The sequence below is a fragment of the Kitasatospora sp. NPDC057738 genome, assembly GCF_042798815.1.
GTDB classification, from domain to species: domain Bacteria; phylum Actinomycetota; class Actinomycetes; order Streptomycetales; family Streptomycetaceae; genus Kitasatospora; species Kitasatospora lactacystinica.
On record NZ_JBHVJT010000063.1, the window covers coordinates 38,778 to 45,955 of the forward strand.

9 protein-coding genes are annotated in these 7,178 nt (G+C 71.5%); all 9 read left to right on the forward strand.

Features of this window, described 5'->3' with window-relative positions; translation table 11 throughout:
- Positions 1-220 precede the first annotated feature (220 nt).
- The 9 genes from rpmH to ACFVGO_RS29010 all read left to right on the forward strand — a co-directional run bounded on the left by rpmH (position 221) and on the right by ACFVGO_RS29010 (position 6,978).
- Positions 221-358 (forward strand): 50S ribosomal protein L34, encoded by a 138-nt coding sequence (rpmH, locus tag ACFVGO_RS28970; protein ID WP_030392420.1) that lies wholly within the window; start codon positions 221-223, stop codon positions 356-358.
- A gap of 18 nt (positions 359-376) precedes the next feature.
- Positions 377-805, forward strand: a complete 429-nt coding sequence (gene rnpA / locus ACFVGO_RS28975; protein WP_049655849.1) for a ribonuclease P protein component — start codon at positions 377-379, stop codon at positions 803-805.
- The gene (yidD, locus tag ACFVGO_RS28980; protein WP_359907003.1) at positions 802-1,173 is read left to right on the forward strand and encodes a membrane protein insertion efficiency factor YidD; all 372 of its coding nucleotides are present in this window, start codon (positions 802-804) and stop codon (positions 1,171-1,173) included. The genes rnpA and yidD overlap by 4 nt, the downstream gene beginning before the upstream one ends.
- Positions 1,170-2,354, forward strand: a complete 1,185-nt coding sequence (gene yidC, locus ACFVGO_RS28985) for a membrane protein insertase YidC (RefSeq protein ID WP_359907006.1) — start codon at positions 1,170-1,172, stop codon at positions 2,352-2,354. Before yidD ends, yidC begins: the two co-directional genes overlap by 4 nt.
- A gap of 82 nt (positions 2,355-2,436) precedes the next feature.
- Positions 2,437-2,967 carry a protein jag gene (locus tag ACFVGO_RS28990; RefSeq protein WP_380358967.1) on the forward strand — a complete coding sequence of 177 codons (531 nt, stop codon included), beginning with the start codon at positions 2,437-2,439 and terminating at the stop codon, positions 2,965-2,967.
- 159 nt (positions 2,968-3,126) lie between these two features.
- Positions 3,127-3,945, forward strand: a complete 819-nt coding sequence (gene rsmG, locus ACFVGO_RS28995; RefSeq protein WP_359907009.1) for a 16S rRNA (guanine(527)-N(7))-methyltransferase RsmG — start codon at positions 3,127-3,129, stop codon at positions 3,943-3,945.
- A gap of 304 nt (positions 3,946-4,249) precedes the next feature.
- Positions 4,250-5,194, forward strand: coding sequence for a ParA family protein (locus tag ACFVGO_RS29000; protein ID WP_359907026.1), 945 nt, complete (start codon positions 4,250-4,252; stop codon positions 5,192-5,194).
- Entirely contained in the window at positions 5,191-6,231 is a 1,041-nt protein-coding gene (locus tag ACFVGO_RS29005) for a ParB/RepB/Spo0J family partition protein (protein ID WP_359907012.1), read from the forward strand. The genes ACFVGO_RS29000 and ACFVGO_RS29005 overlap by 4 nt, the downstream gene beginning before the upstream one ends.
- 129 nt (positions 6,232-6,360) lie before the next feature.
- Positions 6,361-6,978 carry a GNAT family N-acetyltransferase gene (locus tag ACFVGO_RS29010; protein ID WP_359907015.1) on the forward strand — a complete coding sequence of 206 codons (618 nt, stop codon included), beginning with the start codon at positions 6,361-6,363 and terminating at the stop codon, positions 6,976-6,978.
- Positions 6,979-7,178: the final 200 nt, after the last annotated feature.

Below are 7,178 nucleotides of genomic sequence, written 5' to 3' on the forward strand. Positions count from 1 at the left end.
CCCGCGTACCGTAACCAGGTCGAGTTGTCGATGGCCGCTGCCGCATGTCCGCGGGTCCACCCGCTCCATAAGGCGCGCAGCACGGGCGCCGTGGATTGCCTCAGACCCCAGCCGAACTGGGGCGATGGGCCGGATTTCCGAATCAGGGGAGATCACGCGGACGCACGGTGACGGCCAAGCGATTCCCCGTCATCCTACGATTCACCTCAGGAGCCCCCGAGTGAGCAAGCGCACCTTCCAGCCGAACAACCGTCGTCGCGCGAAGACCCACGGCTTCCGGCTGCGTATGCGTACCCGCGCCGGCCGTGCCATCCTGGCCGCCCGCCGTGGCAAGGGCCGCACCAGCCTGTCCGCCTGATCCGCGCCAGAGTCTGTTGTGCTGCCCTCCGAGAATCGGCTGCGGCGGCGCCAGGACTTCGCGACCGCGGTGAAACGCGGTCGTCGGGCCGGCCGGCCCCTTCTGGTCGTCCATCTCAGCAGAGACGGTGACCCGCAGGGGCAGACCGACCGGACCAGCGACTCCCGCCCGCACGTCGCCGAGGGGACTCCTTCGGCGCGTGCGGGTTTCGTCGTGAGCAAGGCCGTTGGCCCGGCGGTCGTCCGCAATCTGGTCAAGCGCCGGTTGCGTCACCTCGTTCGTGATCGTCTGTCCAGGCTGCCCGCCGGTAGCCTGATAGTGGTGCGTGCGCTGCCCCAGGCCGCGACCGCCTCGTACCAGGACCTCGAACGTGACCTGGACGCGGCACTCAAGCGGTTGCTGAGGACGGAGCCCGCCGCCACGGCGCCGACGGGAGCAGGTCGATGAAGTACCTGCTGATGGGTCTGATCAGGGTCTACCAGTGGACCATCAGCCCACTGCTCGGTCCGGTCTGCCGTTATTACCCCTCCTGCTCGCACTACGGCTACGAGGCCGTGAAGGTGCACGGGGCGGTGAAAGGCGGCGGGCTGACCGTGTGGCGCATCCTGCGCTGCAATCCGTGGACGCCCGGCGGGGTCGATCATGTCCCGCCGCGCAAGCATCCGGTGTGGCACCGGCGGTTGCGGGACCGGCTGAAGAGCCGGTCCGCCACCGGAGACCCGGTGACCGCCACCCCCGCCGGTCCGGACCCCGAGGGCCCGGCGACCATTGGTCCCGTGCGGCCAATCCACCTGTCCAAGGAGCCTGACCGGTGACCTTCTCCTTCCTGAATCCCCTGTACACAGCGGTGTCCTGGATCATCGTCCAGTTCCACTCGCTGTACAGCCACATCTTCGACCCGGACGGTGGCTGGGCCTGGGGTCTCGCCATCGCCTCGATGGTGGTCGTCATCCGGATCTGCCTGATCCCGCTCTTCGTGAAGCAGATCAAGGCGACCCGGGCCATGCAGGCGATCCAGCCGAAGATGAAGGCCATCCAGGAGCGCTACAAGAACGACCGGCAGCGCCAGTCCGAAGAGATGATGAAGCTGTACAAGGAGGCGGGTACCAACCCGTTCTCCAGCTGCCTTCCCATCATCGTGCAGGCGCCGTTCTTCACCGCTCTCTACGGCGTGCTCGCCAAGGTCGCCAAGGGCCAGGACATCGGTGTCATCCACGGTGACCTGCTGGTGAGCGCCGGCAAGGCGCACATCTTCGGCGCCCCGCTCTCCGCGACCTTCGTCGGCAGCCCCGAGACCAGCGTCAAGATCGTCACCGCCGTGATGATCATCCTGATGTCGCTGTCGCAGTTCGTCACCCAGCGCCAGCTGATGACCAAGAACGTCGACCTCACGGTGAAGACGCCGTTCATGCAGCAGCAGAAGATGCTGATGTACGTCTTCCCGATCATGTTCGCCGTGATGGGCATCAACTTCCCGGTCGGTGTCCTGGTCTACTGGCTGACCACCAACGTCTGGTCGATGGGCCAGCAGCTGATCGTCATCCACAACAACCCGACCCCGGGCAGCATGGCCTTCCAGGAGCGCCAGGAGCGCCTGAAGAAGGCCGGCCGACTGCGTCCGGACGGTACGGAGATCAAGGGCGCGCTCTGGGGCATGCTGCCCCCGTCCAAGGCGGCCGTGAGCGAGGCGGCCAGCGCCGCCGCGGTGGTCGAGGAGTCGGTGCAGGCGCGCCGCCAGCAGCCCCGTCGGCAGAGCAAGGCCCAGCGCCAGCAGGGCGGCGTCGGACAGCCGACCGTGGAGCCGGGCAAGGACGCCGCGGCCGAGGAGCCCACCGACGCGGCTCCGGCCGACACCGCCCCGGCGGACTCCCCGGCCGATGCCGGTGGCAAGCCGGCGGCCGCCAAGCAGAGCACGGCCAAGCCGGCCGGTACCAAGCAGGGCACCCGGCAGCAGCCGAAGCGCGGTGGCGGCCAGCGGCCGAAGAAGAAGTCCTGACCGGCCCCAAGCCTGTTGTGACAGCCGCGAAGAGCTTCGTTCCCGGCCCGGCAGACGGGCCCATCTCCGAAGGAGTCCATCAGTGACGGAAGGCACCACCTCCGCCGTCGAGGCCGAGACCGCCGCCAGTTCCGACGAGAGCGTCATCTCCCGTCTGGAGCAGGAGGGCGACATCGCGGCGGACTACCTGGAGGGTCTGCTCGACATCGCCGACCTCGACGGTGACATCGACATGGACGTCGAGGGCGACCGCGCCCTGGTCTCCATCGTCAGTGACGGCAACGACCGCGCGCTGCAGCGCCTGGTCGGCCAGGACGGCGAGGTGCTGGAGGCCCTCCAGGAGCTGACCCGGTTGGCTGTCCACCGGGAGACCGGCGAGCGCAGCCGCCTCATGCTGGACATTGCCGGCTTCCGGGCCCGCAAGCGCGAGGAGCTGGCGGTGCTCGGGGCCAAGGCCGCGGAGCAGGCCAAGAGCAGTGGCGAGCAGGTCAAGCTGCGGCCGATGACTCCCTTCGAGCGCAAGGTCGTCCACGACGCGGTCGCCGCGGCCGGCCTGCGCAGCGAGTCCGAGGGCGAAGAGCCCCAGCGGTTCGTGGTCGTGCTGCCGGTCTGAGGCCGACAGGCCGACGACCGGCCGCCGTGGCGGCCGGAGAGCTTCACCGGACGTGACCCCGTCCGCCTCGTGCGGGCGGGGTCGTCGTCCCTTCTGGGATGTTTCACGTGAAACAGTGCGTTGAGCGGGTCGGTGGATCCGGGGATCGGAGAGGTCGAGATGGACACGGAGAACGCGGCTGCCGGCCGGCCGGGGGCGGACGTGGACCCGGCCGCTGAGGGGCGGGCCACCGAGCTGGACCAGCTGTCCGAGGCGCCGGCCGTCGCCCGGGAGGTCTTCGGGGAACGCTACGACGCCGCGGTCCGCTACACGGAGCTGCTGGCCACCGCGGGCGTGCAGCGCGGGCTGATCGGGCCCCGCGAGGTGCCCCGGCTCTGGGACCGCCACGTGCTGAACTGCGCGGTGCTGGCCGAGCTGCTGCCCGCCGGCACCACCCTGTGCGACGTCGGCTCCGGGGCCGGCCTGCCGGGCATCCCGGTGGCGCTGGCCCGTCCGGACGTCTCGGTGACGCTGCTGGAGCCGCTGCTGCGCCGGACCACCTTCCTGGAGGAGGTCGTCCGGGAGCTGGGCCTGGACAACGTCACGGTGCTGCGCGGTCGCGCGGAGGAGATGGTCGGCAAGCTCGCGGTGGACGTGGTGACCGCCCGGGCGGTGGCGCCGCTGGACCGGCTGGCCGGCTGGGGCATGCCGCTGCTGCGCCCGCACGGACAGATGCTGGCGCTCAAGGGCGACAGCGCGGAGCAGGAGCTGGCCGAATCGCGGGCCGGTCTGGCCAGGCTGGGTGCGGTCGAGTGGAGCGTCATCGCGGTCGGCGAGGGCACCCTGGAGACCTCGACCCGGGTGATCCAGGTGAAGGCGGGGGAGAGCCCCGGCGGGGTGAAGGCGGCCACCCGGCGCGCCAAGGCGGCCCGGGCGGGTCGCACCGCGAGCGTCCGGAACGGCGAGCGCGGCCGGGGCGGGCGGCGCCGCAGCCGCTGATCCGGCGCGACGCCGAAGACGTACCGAACACGGGCGGACGGGCCTCCTGCGAGGGAGGATCGTCCGCCCGTCGTCGTTCAGGTGGCGGACGGGCCGCTGTTCCCCCCGGCGTTCGGCCGGGTGGTGCCCCCGGGACACCGGAGTGTCGCAACGTCAGATTTCCGGCATAGCGGGCATGGTGTTTCACGTGAAACGTCGCTCCTTGCTCTCGGGCATCCTCCGCCGTGACCGGGCGGCGACTGTTGCCGCTCCGGTTTCACGTGAAACACTGACCCCCATGCAGGACTCGGAGACCGTCGACCAGATCGATGACACGCCCATCGCACGGGCTGCCCAGGCTGCGGTTCAGGCGATCGGCCGAGCGGGCGAGGGACTGCCCCGGCCCGCCGCCACCCGGGTGATCGTGGTCGCCAACCAGAAGGGTGGGGTGGGCAAGACCACCACCACCGTGAACATGGCCGCCTCGCTCGCCATGCACGGCCTGCGCGTCCTGGTCGTCGACCTCGACCCGCAAGGCAACGCCTCCACGGCGCTCGGCATCGACCACCACGCCGAGGTGCCGTCCATCTACGACGTCCTGGTGGAGGGCAAGCCGCTGGCCGACGTGGTGCAGCCGGTGCACGACGTCGAGGGGCTGTTCTGCGTCCCCGCCACCATCGACCTGGCCGGCGCCGAGATCGAGCTGGTCTCCCTGGTGGCCCGGGAGAGCCGGCTCCAGCGGGCCATCGCCGCCTACGAGCAGCCGCTCGACTACATCCTGATCGACTGTCCGCCCTCGCTGGGTCTGCTGACGGTCAACGCCCTGGTCGCCGGCCAGGAGGTGATGATCCCGATCCAGTGCGAGTACTACGCCCTGGAGGGCCTCGGCCAGCTGCTGCGCAACGTCGAGCTGGTGCGCGCGCACCTCAATCCCGCACTGCACGTGTCGACCATCCTGCTCACCATGTACGACGCCCGGACCAGGCTGGCCGCCCAGGTCGCCGAGGAGGTCCGGACCCACTTCCACCAAGAGGTGCTGAGCACGGCGATCCCGCGCTCGGTGCGCATCTCGGAGGCGCCCAGCTACGGGCAGACGGTGCTCACCTACGACCCGGGCTCGACCGGGGCGCTCTCCTACCTGGAGGCCGCCCGCGAGCTCGCGCTGCGTGCGGTGGGCCAGGGCGGCTCGCTGGTGGGTCAGCAGCGGGACGGCCAGCAGGGGCACGGCGCCCCGGTGGCACAGCACGGCACGACGGAGGGTCATCAGTGAGTGCTCGCAGGGTTGGTCTGGGACGAGGGCTGGAGGCGTTGATCCGCCCCGCCGCGCCGGTGGACGGCGGGGCGGAGGCGAAGCCCGCGGCAGCCGCGCCCGCACCGGCCTCGGTGACGCCGCTGCCGAGCGGCCGCGGCACGGTGGCGGCCCGGGCGGCCGCGGAGAAGCGGGCCGAGCAGGCGCAGCCGGCCGGTGCGTACTTCGCCGAGCTGCCGCTGGACGCGATCACCCCGAACCCGCGCCAGCCGCGTGAGGTCTTCGACGAGGACAAGCTGGCCGAGCTGGTCACCTCCATCAAGGAGGTCGGGCTGCTCCAGCCGATCGTGGTGCGCCAGGTCGGTGCGGACAGCTTCGAGCTGATCATGGGCGAGCGCCGCTGGCGCGCCTCCCGGGAGGCCGGGCTGGAGCGGATCCCGGCGATCGTCCGGGCCACCGAGGACGACAAGCTGCTGCTGGACGCCCTCCTGGAGAACCTGCACCGCGCCGAGCTGAACCCGGTGGAGGAGGCGGCCGCCTACGACCAGCTGCTGCGGGACTTCGCCTGCACCCACGAGGAGCTGGCCGACCGGATCGGCCGCTCCCGCACGCACGTCTCCAACACCCTGCGGCTGATGAAGCTCCCGCCGTCCGTCCAGACCCGCCTGGTGGCCGGGACGCTGATGGCCGGACACGCCCGGGCGCTGCTCGGCCTTTCGGGGCCCGAGCAGCAGGAGCGGCTGGCGGCGCGGGTCATCGCCGAGGGCCTCACGGTGCGCAACGTCGAGGAGATCGTCGTGCTGATGCGCTCGGAGGAACCGGAGGAGCCCAAGCGCCAGGCGCCGAAGGCGGGCAAGCTGAACTCCCCGGCCTTCAACGACCTGGCGAGCCGGCTGTCCGACCGCTTCGACACCCGGGTCAAGGTCGAGGTGTCGCAGCGCGGCGGGAAGCTGGGCAAGGGCAAGGTGGTGCTGGAGTTCGGCTCGGTGGAGGACCTGAACCGGATCCTGGACAGCATGGCCCCGGGTGAGGACGGTCTGCGGCTGTCGCAGGGCTGAGCCGGACCGGCCGGCCGAGGGCAACGACCCGATGGGTGCGTGTTCCACGTGAGCGCTGTTTCACGTGAAACATGCACCCTTCGGCGTTCGTGGGGGAATGCTCGACCGTGAGAGGGAGGAGGTGCGGCCATGGGACGGCGGATCGCTCCGCTGACGCTGGACAACCTCGGGGACCTGCCGAACGGCTGTCGCTCCTGCGTGTTCTGGGAGCTGGACCCGGTCAGCGCGAAGGAGGCGGTGGAGGCGGGCAAGCCGGAGCTGGAGAAGGAGGGGTGGATCTCCACGGTGCTGCTGGAGTGGGGCTCCTGCGGGCGGATCGTCTACGTGGACGACCGGCCCGCCGGGTTCGTGCTCTACGCACCGCCCGCCTACGTCCCCCGCTCGCAGTCCTTCCCGACCAGCCCGGTGTCGGCGGACGCCGTTCAGCTGATGGTCAGCCGGGTGCTGCCGGGCTACCAGCGCCAGGGCCTCGGCCGGGTGCTGGTGCAGACGGTGGCCAAGGACCTGATCGGGCGAGGGGTGCGGGCGATCGAGGCCTTCGGCTCGTCCGGGCGGGTGCCGACCAGCTGCGTGCTGCCGGCCGACCATCTGCTCGCGGTCGGCTTCAAGACCGTCCGCCCGCACCAGCGCTACCCGCGGCTGCGTCTGGAGGCGCGGACGACGCTCTCCTGGCGGGGCGATGTGGAGGGGGCGCTGGAGCGGCTGTTGGGCGGTGGGCGCAAGGAGCCCGCGCTGCGGCCGTTCTAGCGGGCGCCTCCGGAGGGCGCCTCCGTAGGGCGTCGCCGCGGGTGTCGCGAGGGGTGTTTGGAGGGCCCGGAAACGACGGCGGCGGGGGGGGCCCCCCCCCCCGCCCCCCCCCCCCCCCCCCCCCCCCCCCCCCCCACCCCCCCCACCCCCCCCCCCCCCCCCCCCACCCCCCCCCCCCCCCCCCCCCCCCCCCACGTAGT